This window comes from Microbacterium sp. NPDC089696 (assembly GCF_044749125.1).
Taxonomy (GTDB): Bacteria; Actinomycetota; Actinomycetes; order Actinomycetales; family Microbacteriaceae; genus Microbacterium.
On record NZ_JBIVHF010000002.1, the window covers coordinates 431882 to 448143 of the forward strand.

The window sequence follows — 16262 nt, forward strand, 5'->3', positions numbered from 1 at the left end:
GCCGCCATGCCCCGCCGCCGGACGCTGACCCTGCGGGGCACCGGTGCGCTCATCGCGGGGACGGGCTGCATCGTCGCGGCCAACCTGCTGGGCGCGGCGGTGCTGCTGTACGTCGGCTTCCTGCTGCTCGCGCTGACCCTGTTCGCGGTGGTCGTGGTGCGAGCGCCCCGCCGCTCGGGTTCCGTGACGCGGCAGGTCTCGACGGACCTGCTCACGGTGTCGGAGACCTCGCGCGTGACCCTGCGGGTCGCACTGCGAGCCCTGCGGGTGCCACGGGGCCTGTGGCGCGACGTGCTCCCCGACGCCGTCTCGGGCGACGCCGCCGGCGAGTACCCGCCCGAGACCGGCCAGCTGAGCTATCTCATCACGGGCGTCCGACGCGGGGTATGGCCGATCGGGCCGCTCCTGCTGCGCACGGTCGACCCCTTCGGTCTCGCGCAGCGCGAGCAGGCGTTCGGCGAGACCCGCACGGTCACGGTCGTGCCCGAGGTGTTCACACTGTCCTCGCTCGCGGTGCGCGTCGGAGCGGCGGGCGGCACGGCGCAGACGTCCTCGAGCCGCCTCGGCCAGGGGAGCGACAACCTGTCGCCGCGCGTGTACGTCCCCGGCGACAGCATGCGCCGCATCCATTGGCGGGCGACCGCCCACCGCGGGCAGCTGATGGTGCGTCAGGAGGAGGAGGAGTCCAGTCCTGACGCGCTCGTCGTGCTCGACCGCAGCGCGTCCCGGTGGGAGGCTCAGGGCGACAGCGCGGATCCGGCCTTCGAATCCGCGGTGTCGCTGTGCGCCTCGGCGGCGGTGCACCTGATGCAGGAGGGCTACGGGGTCGACGTGATCGACACCACGGGCGCGCTGCTCGGCACATTGCGCGGACACGAGGACGACCGCGACGGGCTGCTCGTGGCGCTCGCGCTCGTGACGCCGCGCGGCGAGGCCCGCGAGCTCGCCGCGCTGGTCGGAGGCACTCCCCCCGGCCCGCTCGTGTACATCACGGGGCGTCTGGACGAGGAGGAGGCCGCGCTGCTGCGCCCCTCCGGAGCCGCCGCCCCCATGCTGTTCACGACGGACCCGCAGCCCGGCGCCGCCGACGCCGCCGCGCCGCACGGCTGGCGCGTCGCCACCCTCGGCGAGGACATCGCCGAGGCCTGGGAGGACGCGCTCCCCGAACGGGTCGGCCTCACCCCCGCAGAGCGACGAGGGGCCGACGATGTCCCGGCGTGAACGGAGGGCGACCAGCCCTGCTCCCGGATGGCACCGGGAGCACGAACTCCCGCCCGGGGTCCTGTGGCCCGCCGTCATGGCCGCGGCCGCCGGGATCGTCGCGATGTGGCCGTACACGTCGGTCATCGCCCCGGGGTCGTGGTCACTCACGGTCGTCGCGGTGATCGTGATGACCGGGCTGACCGGGATGATCACGCGCACTCTCCTCAAGCGTCGTCCGGCGTGGGTCCGGGATCTCGTGACGCTCGGCGCGCAGATCGTCGTCGCGACGGCGACCGTCACCCAGCTCGTCGCCGGGGAGACGGCGGTGCTCGGCGTGATCCCGACCGACACGACGCTCGTGGTCTTCCAGACCCTGTTCGCATCGGCCGCCGAGCAGATCACCTTCGGCTCCGCGCCCCTCGGCGCCTCCCCCGGGCTGCAGGCGATCCTCGGCGTGGGTTTCGCGGTCGTGGCGATCCTGCTCGATCAGCTCGTCGCGCAGCGCGGTGCCGTCATCGCGTTCCTCCTCACCGGCGTGGTCGGCGCGATGCCGATGATCGTGACGGTGAGCGGTGTGAACATCGTGTGGTTCGTGATGCTCGGCGTCCTGCTGATCTTGCTGCTCCGGCAGACCGCCGCGCAGCATCCCGAAGCGCCGCGGCGCTCGTCCGCCGCGATCGCCGCGGGTGTCGGGGCGGCGGCACTCGCCTCGACCATGATCGTCGCCCCCGTGCTGCCCGTGTCGGCGTCGCTCGCGGGTACCGGGACCGGCGTGACGGTCGACGCCTCCCTGCGGCTGGGCGACGATCTGCGCCAGCCCAACCCCGTGGAGGTGCTGACGCTCGCGACCACCGCCGACACGGCGCCGTACCTGCGTCTCACGACCCTCTCGGAGTTCGACGGGCGGGTGTGGCAGCCCGACCGCGGCGACCTCCAGGCGCAGAGCGAGGGCTTCGGCACCGAGGACTGGGGGCCCGACATCCCCGTCGAGGAGCAGAGCACCTCGATCCGCGTGATCCGCATGTCGAGCTCATGGCTCCCGGTGCCGTACCCGGCCACGAGCGTGCAGGGCATCCCCGCGAGCTGGCGGGTCAGTCCGGACAACCGCACGATCGCCTCGAGGAGCGCGGACGCGGCGGGCAACGACTACACGGTGCGCTCGCTCGCGGTGACGCCGACACTCGAGCAGATCCGCGCGACCCCGGCGGCGCCGCTCCCGATCGATCAGGATGTCGAACCCGTCGCCCTGCCCCCGGTGATCGGCGAGACCGCCGCCGACGTGACGGCGGACGAGGACAACGACTACGACCGCCTGATCGCCCTGCAGTCGTGGTTCCGCAGCGAGTTCACCTACTCGCTCGAGACCCCCGTCGAGGAGGACTTCGACGGCACCGGCGCCGACGCCGTCGCGCGGTTCCTCGACGTGCGCTCCGGATACTGCATCCACTTCGCGGGCGCCTTCGCGCTCATGGCGCAGAGCCTCGACATGGACGTGCGCATCGTCGTGGGCTACCTCCCCGGGGCGCGTACGACGACGATGCGCGGCGAGGAGGCCGTGTACTCGGTGTCGAGCGACCAGCTGCACTCCTGGCCCGAGGTGCTGTTCCCGGGGATCGGGTGGGTGCCGTTCGAGCCGACCGCGTCGCTCGGCGTCCCCACCGCGTTCGCCGCCGGGGCCAGCACGGGCGGCGGCACCGGCGGGGCGACCCCGACCGAACCCACCGCGGCGCCGACATCCGAGGCGACCACCGGTCCGGAGGTCGAGCGTCCCGACGCCGGCGACGGCGCCGGAGGCGGCGGACAGCTGCGGACGCTCGATCCGTCTCCCGTCCTGTTCACGACCCTGGGCGTCGTCGTCGTGCTGCTGCTCCCCGCCCTGATCCGACTGTCGCAGCGTGCGATCCGCCGCGGGCGCGCTCGACGCGGTGACGCGGCATCCGCCTGGGCGGAGCTGCGCGCCACGATGCTCGACCTCGGTGTGACGGTGTCCGATGCGGAGACGCCGCGCATGCGGAGCGCGGATCTCGTGCGCGACAACGGCGTGGATCCCGACGCCATGCGCGTGCTCACGGATGCGGTCGAGCGGGCGAGTTACGCGCGACCGACGGACGCACGCGCGGACGACCTCGACGAGGCACTGGGCGCCGTGCTCTCCCGGCTGCGTCGCAGCGTCGACCGTCCGTCACGCGCGCGGGCGCTTCTCGTGCCCCGGTCGCTGTTCGCGGCGCGCGGCCAGGACTCCCCGCTGCTCGTCTGAGCTCCGGGCACCGGGCACCGGGCACCGGGCACCGACGACGAGGCGCGGTCAGGCGGCGTGTGCGCTGCAGCGCGCCGTGTCGCACGATGCGCACACCACGAACTGCGTGCGGCACGACGGATCCGGGCAGTTCGCCGTGCGGTTCGTGGCGGTCCCGCATCCGACGCATTCGCCGATCACGGCCGCGTGGTCCGAGAAGTCGACGGAGCCGCGCTTGTCGAACACGTACAGCGAGCCCTCCCAGAGCCCGTCGTCGCCGTAGGTCTCCCCGTAGCGGACGATGCCGCCCTCGAGCTGGTACACCTCGCCGAACCCGCGGGAGCTCATCAGGCTCGACAGCACTTCGCAGCGGATCCCGCCCGTGCAGTACGTCACGACCGGCCTACCCTTCAGATCGTCGTACGCCCCCGAGTCGAGCAGCTGCACGAAGTCGCGGGTCGTGTCGGTGTCGGGCACCACCGCGCCGCGGAATCGGCCGATCTGCGCCTCGAGCGCGTTGCGCCCGTCGAAGAACACCACGTCGTCGCCGCGTTCGTCGATCAGCTCGTGCAGCGCTTCCGGACTCAGTCGCGTGCCGCCTCCGACCACGCCGCCCTCGTCGACGCGCAGCTCCTGCGGTGCGCCGAACGACACGATCTCCTCGCGCACCTTGACGCTGAGCTTCGGGAAGTCGACGCTGCGCCCCTCGGCATCCACCCCCGTGCCCTCGCTCCACTTCAGGTCGACCTCGCGGAACGGCGCGTACGACCGGAACGACCGGGCCCACTTCTTGAGCGCGGGCAGGTCGCCGCCGAGCGTGCCGTTCACGCCGTCCTTCGAGATCAGCAGCCGTCCGCGCAGTCCGAGCGCCTCGCCGAGGTCTCGCTGCCACACCCGGATCGCCTCGGGATCGGCGAGCGGGGTGAAGACGTAGAAGAGGACGATCTTGGGGGTGGCCACCTGGAGATCCTACGTCGCGCCGCGATCGCCCCGGCCCGGGAGCCGGCTGGTCGTGGGCATCCGGCGCGATCGGATAGACTGTTCAGGTTGTTCCCTGGTGACGTGTCCGAGCGGCCGAAGGAGCACGCTTGGAAAGCGTGTGTTGTGCAAGCAACCGCGGGTTCGAATCCCGCCGTCACCGCCAAACGTCAAACGGCCCTCGCGAAGCGGGGGCCGTTTGACGTTTATCTAATGCTGTGGAATTCGGGGAGCCCTGAGCGCAGCGAAGAGCGGAGTCACGCCGTCACCGCCCCACGCGCTCGCGGAGACGCCGTCCGCGTCAGCCGAAGGTCACGCCGTAGCTCTGCCCGCCCGGCTCCGCGGGGAGGCGCGTCATGCCGAGGCGCTCGTAGAAGGCGGCCGCTCCGGTGTTGGCGGGATCCATCCCGAGGTGCAGGCCCTTCACCCCGCGACGGGTGAGCTCGGCGAACAGCGTCTCGATGAGGCGACGGCCGAGGCCCTGGCCCTGCGTCTCGGGCAGCAGGTCGATGTGCAGGTGCGCGGGGTACTCCGCCGCGTTCGCGTTGCGACCCGGTGCCTGGGCGTAGCCGTATTCGACCATCTTCTCCTCGCGGGTCGACGGCTCGGCGGCGCGCGGGTACTTGGCGTTCAGCGTGGGCCACCACTCGTCGCGGAACCAGGTCGAGAAGGCCTCGGTGTCGTCGGTCGCGACGATGTAGCCGATCACGCGCTCGTCGTCGGTCTCGACCACCCACGCGAGGTCGGGATGCCGTTCGACGTACGGCACCGCGAACAGGTCGCCCCACAGCTCGTCGTCCGTGAAGAGGCCGGTCGCGTCGCCGCCGGCATCCGCGGTGCGCACGCACACCTCGTACAGGGCGGCACGGTCGGACGGACGGTACGGGCGGATGCGCGACACAGGGACTCCTCGATGAGTGGGGATGCTGTCAGCCTATCGGCGCGGGAATCCGCCGCGACGCGGTGCGCGCCCACGGCAGCACCCACGCGGCAAGGACCAGGACGGCACCGGCTCCGACGAGCGCACCGCCGAGCGTGTCGGTCGCCCAGTGCACCGACAGCAGCGTGCGCGAGAGCGCCATCGCGATGATCCACACCGCGCCGGCGATCGCGACCCACAGCCGCGGGAACAGCAGATACAGCACGAGCGCGATCGTCGCCGCGTTCGCCGTGTGCCCCGAGGGGAAGGACCCGAAGTCGCTCGCCACGATCATGTCCTCCGGCCGAGCGCGGCCGAACAGGTGCTTGAGCAGCTGCACCGCGCCGGCGCTCGCGAGGAAAGCCATCGCCGCGAACAGCGCGCCCCGCCAGCGACGGGCGAGCAGCAGCGCGACGATCACGAGCAGCGGCACGCCGAGGATCGCGACCCAGCCGCCGCCGATGTGATCCAGCACGAGGGCGAACGTCAGCATCCAGTCGGCACGGTTCTCCGCGATCTCGCTGTTCCACCAGCGGTCGAACCCGGGCGGCTCGGTGTAGCCGAAGACGATCACCGCGCCGAGGAGCGCCGCCGCCAGCAGCATCCCGATTCCCCACCACAGCTGCGCTCGCGATCTCATCGGACCATTCTGCCGGGTCGAAGCTGAAGATCAGGGAGCGAGCATCGCGACGGTCTTCGGACGCACGATCAGCCACAGCGAGAGGATCGCGATCACCGCGCACCCGACCATGACCGAGGCCATCGTCGTCGCGGTGATGCCCGCGCCCTTCGAGATCCATCCGACGATCGGGGAGATGAGGCCGGCGACGCCGAAGTTCGTCGCACCGATCGCCGACGCGGCCGTGCCGGCGGCCTTGCCGTGACGGTCGAGGGCGAGCACCTGCACGTTCGGGAAGGTGAAGCCGCAGGCCGTCATGAAGAAGAACAGCGGGATCACGGTGCCCCACAGCCCGAGCCCGAGCTGGTCGGTCACGATGATCGCCGCGCCCGCGAGCAGCAGGACGGCGGTCGAGTACGCCATGACCCACTGCGGGCCGAAACGGGCGGCGAGACGCGACGCGGTCTGCACACCCAGCACGACGCCGAGCGAGTTCACGGCGAACAGCATTCCGTACTGCTGCGCATCGAGGCCGTGCGTCTGCTGGAACAGGAACGGCGAAGCGGACAGGTAGGAGAACAGCCCGGAGAAGGTCATCCCTCCGATGATGAGCACGCCGATGAAGACCCGGTCGGAGAACACCGAGCGGTAGCGCTGCAGGACCGTGGCGCCGCCGCGCTCCTGACGTCGCGCGACGGGCAACGTCTCGGGGATGAAGAACAGCGTCGAGACGAGCATGAGCACGCCGTAGAGCGCGAGGACGATGAAGATGCCCTGCCACGGCATGAGCGTCAGCAGCCACGAGCCGATCAGCGGGGCGACCACGGGCGCGACGCCCGACACGAGCGCGAGACGGGAGAGCATGACGACCAGTCGGCGTCCGCCGAACAGGTCGCGGACGATCGCCATGGCGACGACGCCACCGGCCGCGGCCCCCACGCCCATGAGCACGCGCGCCCCGCCGAGCAGAAGCAGCGTCGGGGCGAACGCCGCGGCCACGCTCGCGAGCACGTGCAGCGCGGTGACGGCGATGAGCGGGATGCGACGTCCGATCTTGTCGCTGAGGGGTCCGACGACGAGCTGACCGAGCGCGAAGCCGATCATGGTTCCGGTCAGGGTCAGCTGCACGGCCGCGGCGGTGGTCTGGAAGTCCTCCTCGAGAACCGGGAACGCCGGGAGGTACAGGTCGATCGTGAAGGGGCCCAGTGCCGTCAGAGCGCCGAGCAGCACGATGTACAGCGCGCGGCGCCCGTTCGAGATCGAGTCGCCGGGGTGCAGCATGATCGGCGCGGTCGCCGGATTCGCTCCGAGCGTGCGGATCGCTCCGGTCGACGAGGGCACGCGGATGCTCCCGGTCGCGGTGCGCTCGGGCGTGGGGACGGTCGGGACGGAGTCGGTGCGGGGCGCGTCAGACACAGGTTCTTCCGGATAGAGGGGGTGCTGCTCGAATCGATTCGAGCGGAGCATCCATGCTACCGCGTCCGTCCGCCGTCCCCGGGGCACCTCAGATGCATGCCCGCACGACGGATGCATGCCGGATGTCGTCATCCCGACCTGCATCCGCGGTCTCGGCCCGCATCCGAGCGGTGCGTCAGCGTGCGATGCGGGCGAGCCCCTGCTCGAGGTCGGCGATCAGATCGGTGGCGTCCTCGATCCCGACCGAGAGGCGCACGATGTTCTCGGGCACGGCGAGCTCGGTACCGCGCACCGACGCGTGCGTCATGTCCGGCGGATAGCCGATCAGCGACTCGACTCCGCCCAGCGACTCCGCGAGCTGGAAGAGCTCGGTCGATGCGGCGAAGGCCTTGGCGGCATCGGCCCCGGCGGCGAGGCCGAGCGACAGCATCCCGCCGAACCCGCTCATCTGCCGCGCCGCGATGTCGTGCCCGGCGTGCGAGGAGAGACCCGGGTAGTAGACCTGCGCGAACTCGGGGCGCTCCGCGGCCCACTCCGCGACGGCCTGGGCGTTCTCGGAGTGCTGGCGCACCCGCACGGCGAGCGTCTTGATGCCGCGCGTGGTGAGCCACGCGTCGAGCGGGGCCGACACGGCTCCGACCGCGAACTGCTGGAACTTCACGTCGTCGACGAAGCGGTCGTCGCCGAACACCACGGCGCCGCCGAGCACGTCGGAGTGCCCGCCGAGGTACTTGGTCGTCGAGTGCACGACGACGTCGGCGCCGAGCGACAGCGGCTGCTGCAGTGCGGGCGACGCGAAGGTGTTGTCGACCACGGCGATCGCGCCGGCCGCGTGCGCGATCTCGGTGATCGACGCGATGTCGACGATCTTCAGCAGCGGGTTGCTGGGCGTCTCGATCCAGATGATCTTCGTCTCCGGGCGCAGGGCCGCACGCACGGCGTCCGTGTCGGAGAGCTCGACGACCGTCGAGACGATGCCCCACTTCGCGAGCACCCTCGCGAAGAGACGGTAGGTGCCCCCGTAGACGTCGTTGCCGAGGATCACATGGTCACCCGGGGAGAGGATGCCGCGCAGCAGCGCGTCCTCCGCGGCGAGACCGGACGCGAACGACAGCGCGCGGACGCCGCCCTCGAGCGCGGCGAGCTGCACTTCGAGCGAGGAGCGCGTGGGGTTTCCGGCGCGGTTGTACTCGTAGCCCTCTCGGAATCCTCCGATGCCGTCCTGCACGTGCGTGGAGGCCTGGTAGATCGGCGGGATGATCGCCCCGGTGGTCGGGTCGGGATCCTGACCCGCGTGGATGGCTCGGGTGGCGAAGGAGTGCTCGGACATGCCCTCAGCCTACGTCCGGCGTGACGGGGGCCGGCGTCCCTGTTACGCCCGGGGTCAGCGCGACAGGTAGGCCAGCAGATCCTGCCGGGTGAGGACGGTGTGCGGCTTGCCGCCGTCGGTCACGAGCAGCGCGTCCGCATCGGCCAGCGCCGTCCGCGCCTGGGCGAGCGGCGCATGGATGCCGATGAGCGGCAGCCTCTCCCCCACGTGAGCGCCGACGGCGTCCGTCGGCTTCGCCTCACCGCGGAACAGCAGGTCGAGCAGCCCCTTCTCGTCGACCGTGCCCACGACCTCGCCCATCATGACGGGCGGCTCGGCGCTGAGCACCACGAGCTGCGACACATCGTACTCGGTCAGCAGGCCGATCGCCTCGATCACGGTGTCGCTCGGATGCGCGTGCACGAGGTCGGGGATGCCGCCGCTCTGGCGCGGTGCGCGGGCGGCGAGCACGTCGGCGACGGTCTCGCCCTCCTCCACGTCGCTGAAGCCGTACGACCGCATCCACCCGTCGTTGAAGATCTTCGCGAGGTAGCCGCGTCCGCCGTCGGGGAGAAGCACGACCATGACGGCGTCGGCGGGCAGATCCCGGGCGACGCGCAGGGCGCCGACCACGGCCATGCCGCTCGACCCGCCGACGAGGATGCCCTCCTCGCGGGCGAGGCGCCGCGTCATCGCGAACGCCTCGGCGTCGTCGACCGCGACGATCTCGTGCGGGATGCTCGGGTCGTACGCCCCGGGCCAGATGTCCTCGCCCACGCCCTCGACGAGGTACGGGCGCCCGGTGCCGCCGCTGTACACGCTTCCCACGGGGTCGACGCCCACGATGCGCACGGCGTCGTCCGAGACCTCGCGCAGGAACCTCCCCGTGCCCGTGATCGTGCCACCCGTGCCGACTCCGGCGACGAAGTGCGTGATCGTCCCGTCGGTGTCGCGCCAGATCTCGGGGCCGGTGGTCTCGTAGTGGCTGCGCGGTCCGTTGGGGTTCTCGTACTGGTTCGGCTTGAACGCCCCCGGGATGTCCCGCGCCAGACGGTCGCTCACGCTGTAGTACGACTCGGGGCTGTCGGCCGCGACCGAGGTCGGCGTCACGACGACCTCGGCGCCGTAGGCGCGCAGCACGTCGATCTTGTCGTCGCCGACCTTGTCGGGCACGACGAAGACGCAGGAGTAGCCGCGCTGCTGGGCGACGAGCGCGAGCCCCACTCCGGTGTTGCCGCTCGTGGGCTCGACGATCGTGCCACCCGGCTTCAGCGCGCCCGACGCCTCGGCCGCGTCGATGATGCGCGAGGCGATGCGGTCCTTCGCGGAGCCGCCGGGGTTCAGGTACTCGAGCTTGACGAGCACGGTGCACTCGATCCCCTCGGTGACGCGCTGCAGCTTCACGAGGGGCGTGTCGCCGACGAGGTCGACGATCGAGTCCGCATACTTCATGTCTTCAGGGTAGACGCGCGGATGCCGCGACCGGGGCTGTGTTGCACCCGATCGCGGCATCCTGTCATCGACGCTGTCGTCGTCTCGCGTCAGCCCTTCGTGGATCCGGCGAGCAGCCCGCGCACGAAGTAGCGCTGCAGCGCGAAGAACACGATGAGCGGGATGATGATCGACACGAACGCACCCGCCGTGAGCAGGTACCAGTCGTTCCCGCGCGTTCCCGTGATCTCCGCCAGGAGCTTCGTGATCGGCGCCGCCGCCCCGTCCGCGAAGACGAGGGCCACGAGCAGGTCGTTCCACACCCACAGGAACTGGAAGATCGCCACGGAGGCGATCGCCGGCATCGTGAGAGGGAGCACCACGCGGAAGAAGATCTGTCCGCGCGAGGCACCGTCGACGCGGGCGGCCTCGATGATCTCGCCGGGGATCTCCGACATGAAGTTGTGCAGCAGGTAGATCGCGAGCGGCAGCGCGAACATCGAGTGCGCGAACCACACCTGGGCGTAGCCCTGCGAGGCGTCGAGCGGCAGGGTTACCTGCAGCCCGAAGAGGTTGATGCCTCGCGAGAACGAGCTGAGCAGCGGCACCAGGGCCATCTGGATCGGCACGATCTGCAGGGCGAACACGAAGATGAACAGCGCGTTGCGCCCCTTGAAGTCGATCCACGCGAACGCGTAGGCCGCCATCGAGGCGATCATGAGCGGGATCACGGTCGCCGGGATCGTGATCGCGATCGAGTTGACGAACGACTCGAGGATCGTCAGCTGCGTCGTGCCGGACTGCAGCACCTGTCCGTAGTTGTCGAGCGTGACCTGGGGGTTCGTGAAGAACTCCCACCAGCCGCTCGACTGGATCTGGTCGCGCGGCCGGAACGACGAGATGAACAGGCCCAGCGTCGGGATCGTCCACAGCACGGCGATGACGATGGAGCCCACCGACGCCCACGGACGCGACAGCCGCTTGCGGGCGCGCCCTGCTGCGGCATCCAGACCGCCGCCGGTCGTGATCGCGCGCGTGGAGGCGGGGGTCTCGGTCTTCAGCGTGTCGCTCATCAGCGCACCTCCCGCTGCTTCTTGATCTGTCGGGCGTTGTAGATCACGATCGGCAGCACCAGGACGAAGAGGATGACCGACAGTGCGGCACTGCGGCCCGCCTCGAACTTCGAGAACTGCGTGTACATCTCGTTCGCCAGCACCGAGGTGCCGTAGTTTCCGGCGGTCATGGTGCGCACGATGTCGAACACCTTCAGCGACGCGATCGAGATCGTCGTGAGGACCACGATCAGCGCGGGCCGGATCGACGGCACGGTCACCGAGCGGAAGCGCTGCCAGGCGTTCGCACCGTCGAGCTCGGCCGCCTCGAGGAGCTCGGCGGGCACGCCCTTGATGGACGCCGAGAGCACCACCATCGCGAAACCGGTCTGCACCCAGATGAGCACGACGATGAGGAACAGGTTGTTCCACGGCTCGTTGAGCAGCCACTGCTGCGGAGTGCCGCCGAACCACACCAGGATCTGGTTCAGCAGACCGATCTGCTTGAACTCCGGACCCCGGTACTCGTACATGAAGCGCCAGATGATGCTCGCGCCGACGAACGAGATCGCCATCGGCATGAACACGAGGACCTTGTAGATCTTCTCGCCGCGGGTGCGATCGATGAAGACGGCGTACGCCAGGCCGACGATCGTCGACACGGTCGGCACGAGCAGCACCCAGATGATCGAGTTGACGACGGAGGTGATGCCGTCGGACTGCGTGAAGATCCACGTGTAGTTCGCGAACCCGACGAAGTCCTTGCCGGACGAGTTCAGGAACGACGCGTACATGGTCTGGATCGACGGGAGGATGAGCCCCACCAGCAGCAGGAGCATCGCCGGGGCCATGAAGGCCACGAGCTGGATCAGGTAGCCCGCTCCGTCGCGGGACCGGTAGTCCAGGAAGAAGAACAGAGCGCCCACGACGACGGCCACTCCCATGGCCCAGTAGTAGGAGCTGAAGAAGAACATCACGGCGAGCGGGATGAGCAGGCACATCGCCAGCCGCACCCAGGTGTAGATCGTCCCTCGACGCGGTGCCACGTCCACGAGGAGGAGGATGACGGCCACGACCACCGCGAAGGCGATGACCACGACCACTGCTTGAAGGATCGGAGGGAGCGTCCCGATCCACTGGAAGAATGCTGTCGCGTTCACGGATTCCCCTTCATGACGCGGTGCGGAGCAGCCCGCACGACGATGTGCGGGCTGACGGGATGAAGAAGGAGGGCCGCCCGGGCGAGCGGCCCTCCTCATCCGATCAGCTGGACGGCCAGCCGGTCTCGATCTGCGTCAGGACCTCGTCGGTCGAGGTCCCGTTGACCCAGGCGACGATGCCCTTCCAGAAGGTTCCGGCGCCGACGGCACCGGGCATGAGGTCGGACGCGTCGAAGCGGAACGTGGTGTCCGGGTCCTGCAGGATCTTGATGGTCTCCTGGAGGATCGGGTCCTTCGCGTTCGCCGGGTCGAGCCCGTTGTTGGCCGAGGTGACGCCGCCGAGGCTCACGCGGCTGTTCGCCCACTCGGGGCTGGACAGGTACGCGAGCACCTTCTGGGTGGCCTCGGAGTCGCTGAACGCTCCGACGATCTCACCCGCGCCGGTGACGGCCTTGTCGTCCGCGCTCTCACCCGGGAGCATGAAGGCCCACACGTCGCCGTCCTCGGCGATGTTGGTGCCCTCGGGGAAGAAGCCCGACAGGAACGAGGCCTGGTGGGTCAGCGCGCAGGTGCCGCCGGCGAGAGCCGGGGCCACGTCGCCGAACGCGGTCGAGTTGATCGAGCGCACGTCGCCGAAGCCCGCGTTCACGTTCGCCGGGTTGAGCAGGATCTCGCCGACGGAGTCGAACGCGGTCTTGATCTGCGGGTCGGTGAACGGGATCTCGTTGGTCACCCACTGGTCGTAGACGTCGGGGCCGGCCTGGCGCAGGACGTAGTCCTCGACCCAGTCGGTCCCGGGCCATCCGGTCGCGGTGCCGGACTCGAACCCGGCGCACCACGCGGGGGTGCCGGTCTTGGCCTGGATGGTGTCCGTGAGCGCCTGCATCTCGTCGAGCGTCTTGGGGACCTCGACGCCCCACTCGGCGAACTTCGCCGGGGAGTACCAGATCCATCCCTTGACGTTCGCCATCAGCGGCGCGCCGTAGAAGGTGTCGTCGACGGTGCCGTAGTTGACCCAGTCCTCGGTCCAGTACTCGTTGGCGTTCTTCTCGACCTCTTCGGGCGCCGGCTTCAGGAAGTCGCGCTTCGCGAAGTCGGCGAACAGACCCGGCTGCGGGAAGATCGCGATGTCCGGCGGGTTGCCGCCCTGGGCGCGCGTGCCGAGCTGTGTCTCGAAGTCCTGGCTGCCTTCGTACTTGATCGTGATGCCGTTCTCGTCGGCCCAGTCCTTCCACGACTCCTGGAGGAGCTCCGCCTCGGAGTCGACGATCGTGCCGTAGATCGTGACGGTGGCGTCTCCGCCTCCGCCGCCGCTGCCGCCGCCGGGGGCGCCGGGAGCACCGCAGCCCGCGAGCGCGATGCCCGCGACACCCAGGAGGGCGATCGGCGCGTATCGCCGAGAACGCTGTGACAGACCCATGTGAATTCTCCTCTTCGAGTTTCACGATCCCCGGGTGATCACGCCGCCCCTCGGCGCGGATCGGGAACCGATTCCAGGACAACCTACCGGCGTCCAGCATCCCGGCACAACAGGCGAGTATCACAAGCGTGCAACCATTCGACGAGTGTCGACCTGTGCTATGGGAGCGATCCCACAGCAATCGTCTGGAACCGGTTCCCTTCCCCGTGAGGAACGGCTACGATGACTTCGGCGTGCACAGGGTCGAGCACGCAGGCGCCAGGTCGAGGAGGACCGATGAGCACGATCGCGGACGTCGCCGCCCGTGCGGGCGTGTCCAAGGCCACCGCCAGCCGCGCCCTCACCGGACGCGGCTACGTCTCGGACGAGACCCGCCGACGCGTGTCGGATGCCGCGGACGAGCTCGCCTACGTGGCGCACTCCTCCGCGACCAGCCTCGCCACCGGACGCACCCGGACCGTCGGCGTGATCATGCCCCCGGTCGACCGCTGGTTCTTCGCCGAACTGCTCGCCGGGATCCAGGAGTCGCTGTTCGACCTCGATTACGAACTCGCCCTGTACGGCATCAGGGAGGGCACCGAGACGCGCGAGCGCCTCTTCGACACCGTCCTCCCCGGAAGGCGCTTCGACGGCATCGTCGCCGTCGGCATCCAGCCCAGCGCCCAAGAGCTCGATCGCCTGCACCGCTCGGAACGGCCGCTCGTGAGCGTCGGACCCTACAGCGAGGGGTCGAGCGCCGTGTCGATCGACGACGTGGCCGCCGCACGCATCGCGACCGAGCATCTGATCGAGCTCGGTCATCGCGACATCGCGTTCGTGGGCGGCTCGAGCGACGCCGGCGCACTGAGCTTCGGCGACGAGCGGCGCATCGAGGGCTACCGTGAGGCTCTCGCCGCCGCTGGCCTCGCCCATCGTGCACGCATCGCGGACTCGGCGCCCACCATGCCCGGCGGCTACGCCGCGTCCGTCGAACTGCTCGGAGACCGACGCGGACGCCCCAGCGCGGTGGTCGGCGTGTGCGACGAAACGGCGATCGGCGCCATGATCGCCGCCCGCCGACTCGGCATCGCAGTGCCGACCGAACTGAGCATCGTGGGGGTCGACGACCACGAGCACGCCGAGATGTTCGCGCTGACGACCATCAAGCAGTCGCCGCGCGAACAGGGTCATGAGGCTGTGCGGCTGCTGCAGCAGCGGATGGACCTGCCGGATGCTCCGCTCGAACGCATCCTCACGGCATCCGTGCTCGTGGTGCGCAGCTCCACGGCCGCGCCGCGCTGACCCACGCGCCGTCGGGGTGACGCACGAAAGCCCCGGACCGACGCCCGGGGCTTTCGCAGACGTTCAGGCAGCGGCGGAGTGCGCCGCGACCCGGACGGGATTACTTGAGGGTGACCGTCGCGCCGGCCTCTTCGAGAGCGGCCTTCGCCTTGTCGGCGGTCTCCTTGTTCGCGCCCTCGAGGACGGCCTTGGGAGCGCCGTCGACGACAGCCTTGGCCTCGCCGAGGCCGAGCGAGGTGAGCTCGCGGACGGCCTTGATGACCTGGATCTTCTTGTCGCCAGCAGCCTCGAGGATGACGTCGAAGGAGTCCTTCTCCTCAACCTCTTCAGCAGCACCAGCACCACCGGCGCCGGCAACGGCGACGGGTGCGGCAGCGGTGACCTCGAACTTCTCCTCGAACGCCTTCACGAAGTCGTTGAGCTCGACGAGGGTCAGGCCAGCGAACTGCTCGAGCAGCTCCTCGGTGGAAAGCTTCGCCATGATGTATCTCCTAGATAGATGGGGTTGTTGTACGAGATCGTCGGACGCTTACGCGGCCTCGGCGGTCTCGAGCTTTTCGCGAAGCGCGTCGATGGTGGCGGCAGCCTTGCCCATCGTCGCCTTCATCATGCCCGCAGCCTTCGCCAGCAGAACCTCACGGCTCTCGAGCGAGGCGTACTTGTTGACCTCGTCGGCGGTGAGGGCGTTGCCCTCGAAGATGCCGGCCTTGATCACGAGAAGCGGGTTGGCCTTGGCGAAGTCACGAAGAGCCTTGGCAGTGGCGACGAAGTCACCGTGCACGAACGCGACGGCCGACGGACCCTTGAGGTCGTCGTCCAGTGCGGTGATGCCGGCCTTGTTGGCGGCGATCTTGGTCAGCGTGTTCTTCACCACGGCGTACTCAGCGTCCTGACGGATGCTGTTGCGCAGCTCCTTGAGCTGGGCAACCGTCAGACCGCGGTACTCGGTCAGCAGAACGGCAGTCGAGTCCTCGAATGACTTCGTGAGCTCGGCGACCGATGCATCCTTCTGCGCCATGGTCACTCCTTGGTGTGTACGAGGCGCCTCACGGCGGTGAGGCGCCGACCTCGACCGCATGCAACAGAAAAGCTCCGGCGCAAGCGCACGGAGCTTCGGGAAGTTCGTGTCCTGCGCGGGCCCCTGCTGAGCAGAGCTTCGATCGTCCGTGTTCGCACACGTTCGATGACCAGCGGTCTTCGGTTGCCCCTACTCTACCTCAGTTCCCGGGGTCCCCCAA

Annotated in this window: 14 protein-coding genes and 1 tRNA gene; 4 read left to right on the plus strand and 11 right to left on the minus strand. The window is 69.7% G+C overall.

Annotated features, from left to right (window positions below):
* Positions 1-6: 6 nt before the first annotated feature.
* Positions 7-1221 (plus strand): DUF58 domain-containing protein, encoded by a 1215-nt coding sequence (locus ACIPY8_RS12415; protein ID WP_400818563.1) that lies wholly within the window; start codon positions 7-9, stop codon positions 1219-1221.
* On the plus strand, positions 1208-3460 hold the full coding sequence (locus ACIPY8_RS12420; protein WP_400818566.1) for a DUF3488 and DUF4129 domain-containing transglutaminase family protein: 2253 nt from the start codon (positions 1208-1210) through the stop codon (positions 3458-3460). Before ACIPY8_RS12415 ends, ACIPY8_RS12420 begins: the two co-directional genes overlap by 14 nt.
* A gap of 48 nt (positions 3461-3508) precedes the next feature.
* On the opposite strand, the gene ACIPY8_RS12425 is transcribed toward ACIPY8_RS12420, so the two are convergent.
* Positions 3509-4399 carry a rhodanese-related sulfurtransferase gene (locus tag ACIPY8_RS12425; protein ID WP_400818568.1) on the minus strand — a complete coding sequence of 297 codons (891 nt, stop codon included), beginning with the start codon at positions 4397-4399 and terminating at the stop codon, positions 3509-3511.
* A gap of 96 nt (positions 4400-4495) precedes the next feature.
* Between ACIPY8_RS12425 and ACIPY8_RS12430 the strand changes: the two genes are divergently transcribed.
* Positions 4496-4583: transfer RNA gene (locus ACIPY8_RS12430), tRNA-Ser, on the plus strand.
* A gap of 135 nt (positions 4584-4718) precedes the next feature.
* On the opposite strand, the gene ACIPY8_RS12435 is transcribed toward ACIPY8_RS12430, so the two are convergent.
* From ACIPY8_RS12435 to ACIPY8_RS12470, 8 genes are all read right to left on the minus strand, one after another.
* Positions 4719-5318, minus strand: coding sequence for a GNAT family N-acetyltransferase (locus ACIPY8_RS12435; RefSeq protein ID WP_400818570.1), 600 nt, complete (start codon positions 5316-5318; stop codon positions 4719-4721).
* 28 nt (positions 5319-5346) lie between these two features.
* Entirely contained in the window at positions 5347-5976 is a 630-nt protein-coding gene (locus ACIPY8_RS12440; protein WP_400818573.1) for a phosphatase PAP2 family protein, read from the minus strand.
* A 30-nt stretch (positions 5977-6006) separates the two neighbouring features.
* A complete protein-coding gene (locus ACIPY8_RS12445) occupies positions 6007-7371 on the minus strand; it encodes a multidrug effflux MFS transporter (protein WP_400818575.1) in 1365 nt (454 codons plus the stop codon).
* A 175-nt stretch (positions 7372-7546) separates the two neighbouring features.
* Positions 7547-8701, minus strand: coding sequence for a cystathionine gamma-synthase (locus tag ACIPY8_RS12450; protein WP_400818578.1), 1155 nt, complete (start codon positions 8699-8701; stop codon positions 7547-7549).
* A gap of 54 nt (positions 8702-8755) precedes the next feature.
* Positions 8756-10132: a cystathionine beta-synthase gene (locus tag ACIPY8_RS12455; RefSeq protein ID WP_400818581.1), complete on the minus strand. Its 1377-nt coding sequence runs from the start codon at positions 10130-10132 to the stop codon at positions 8756-8758.
* 89 nt (positions 10133-10221) lie between these two features.
* Positions 10222-11184 carry a carbohydrate ABC transporter permease gene (locus ACIPY8_RS12460; protein ID WP_400818584.1) on the minus strand — a complete coding sequence of 321 codons (963 nt, stop codon included), beginning with the start codon at positions 11182-11184 and terminating at the stop codon, positions 10222-10224.
* Positions 11184-12323 carry a carbohydrate ABC transporter permease gene (locus tag ACIPY8_RS12465; protein ID WP_400818587.1) on the minus strand — a complete coding sequence of 380 codons (1140 nt, stop codon included), beginning with the start codon at positions 12321-12323 and terminating at the stop codon, positions 11184-11186. Before ACIPY8_RS12465 ends, ACIPY8_RS12460 begins: the two co-directional genes overlap by 1 nt.
* Before the next feature lie 103 nt (positions 12324-12426).
* Entirely contained in the window at positions 12427-13743 is a 1317-nt protein-coding gene (locus ACIPY8_RS12470) for an ABC transporter substrate-binding protein (protein WP_400818589.1), read from the minus strand.
* Positions 13744-14019: 276 nt separating this feature from the next.
* Between ACIPY8_RS12470 and ACIPY8_RS12475 the strand changes: the two genes are divergently transcribed.
* Positions 14020-15024: a LacI family DNA-binding transcriptional regulator gene (locus ACIPY8_RS12475; RefSeq protein WP_400818591.1), complete on the plus strand. Its 1005-nt coding sequence runs from the start codon at positions 14020-14022 to the stop codon at positions 15022-15024.
* Positions 15025-15124: 100 nt separating this feature from the next.
* Here ACIPY8_RS12475 and rplL read toward each other — a convergent pair whose 3' ends face one another.
* Both rplL and rplJ read right to left on the minus strand, forming a co-directional pair.
* Complete coding sequence (gene rplL / locus ACIPY8_RS12480) at positions 15125-15505, minus strand: 50S ribosomal protein L7/L12 (protein WP_050722567.1); 381 nt, start codon at positions 15503-15505, stop codon at positions 15125-15127.
* Positions 15506-15553: 48 nt separating this feature from the next.
* Positions 15554-16042 carry a 50S ribosomal protein L10 gene (rplJ, locus tag ACIPY8_RS12485; RefSeq protein WP_067121242.1) on the minus strand — a complete coding sequence of 163 codons (489 nt, stop codon included), beginning with the start codon at positions 16040-16042 and terminating at the stop codon, positions 15554-15556.
* Positions 16043-16262: the final 220 nt, after the last annotated feature.

Coding starts and splice junctions, on each gene's coding strand:
- rplJ (WP_067121242.1), bottom strand. CDS start 16,042: ATGGCGCAGAAGGATGCATCGGTCGCCGAGCTCACGAAGTCATTCGAG.
- ACIPY8_RS12460 (WP_400818584.1), bottom strand. CDS start 11,184: ATGAGCGACACGCTGAAGACCGAGACCCCCGCCTCCACGCGCGCGATC.
- ACIPY8_RS12475 (WP_400818591.1), top strand. CDS start 14,020: ATGAGCACGATCGCGGACGTCGCCGCCCGTGCGGGCGTGTCCAAGGCC.
- ACIPY8_RS12450 (WP_400818578.1), bottom strand. CDS start 8,701: ATGTCCGAGCACTCCTTCGCCACCCGAGCCATCCACGCGGGTCAGGAT.
- ACIPY8_RS12470 (WP_400818589.1), bottom strand. CDS start 13,743: ATGGGTCTGTCACAGCGTTCTCGGCGATACGCGCCGATCGCCCTCCTG.
- ACIPY8_RS12455 (WP_400818581.1), bottom strand. CDS start 10,132: ATGAAGTATGCGGACTCGATCGTCGACCTCGTCGGCGACACGCCCCTC.
- ACIPY8_RS12420 (WP_400818566.1), top strand. CDS start 1,208: ATGTCCCGGCGTGAACGGAGGGCGACCAGCCCTGCTCCCGGATGGCAC.
- ACIPY8_RS12415 (WP_400818563.1), top strand. CDS start 7: ATGCCCCGCCGCCGGACGCTGACCCTGCGGGGCACCGGTGCGCTCATC.
- ACIPY8_RS12440 (WP_400818573.1), bottom strand. CDS start 5,976: ATGAGATCGCGAGCGCAGCTGTGGTGGGGAATCGGGATGCTGCTGGCG.
- rplL (WP_050722567.1), bottom strand. CDS start 15,505: ATGGCGAAGCTTTCCACCGAGGAGCTGCTCGAGCAGTTCGCTGGCCTG.